1 protein-coding gene is annotated in these 273 nt (G+C 59.0%); it reads right to left on the reverse strand.

Going from position 1 to position 273, the window contains the following annotated elements:
- Positions 1-273: DUF2493 domain-containing protein (locus SB822_RS57060; protein WP_410859101.1), on the reverse strand; the 273-nt coding region annotated here is incomplete at both ends.

The following is a 273-nucleotide window of genomic DNA, read 5'->3' on the forward strand; positions in this document are numbered from 1 at the left end:
TGTCGGCAAGATTCCCGGTGATCCCGGAACCAGGAAAGACGATGACACCTGTCGGCATCACCGATAGTATGGCATCGTTGCGGCGGAACGGTGCCGCCTTGGCGTGTTTCGCCCAGTCAGGCTTGAAGGCGATCTGCGTCACTTTGCGCGCCTCTGCCCAGCAAGCGGCGATACGTTCGGCTCCCTTGGGCGAGCCGCCATGCATCAAGACCAGATCGGGATATTTAGAATAGGCCTTGTCGAGTGCAGCCCAGACCTGCTCATGATCGTTGT

Origin of the sequence: Paraburkholderia sp. SIMBA_054, assembly GCF_046534875.1 — a bacterium.
In the GTDB taxonomy this organism is placed as follows: Bacteria; Pseudomonadota; Gammaproteobacteria; order Burkholderiales; family Burkholderiaceae; genus Paraburkholderia; species Paraburkholderia hospita.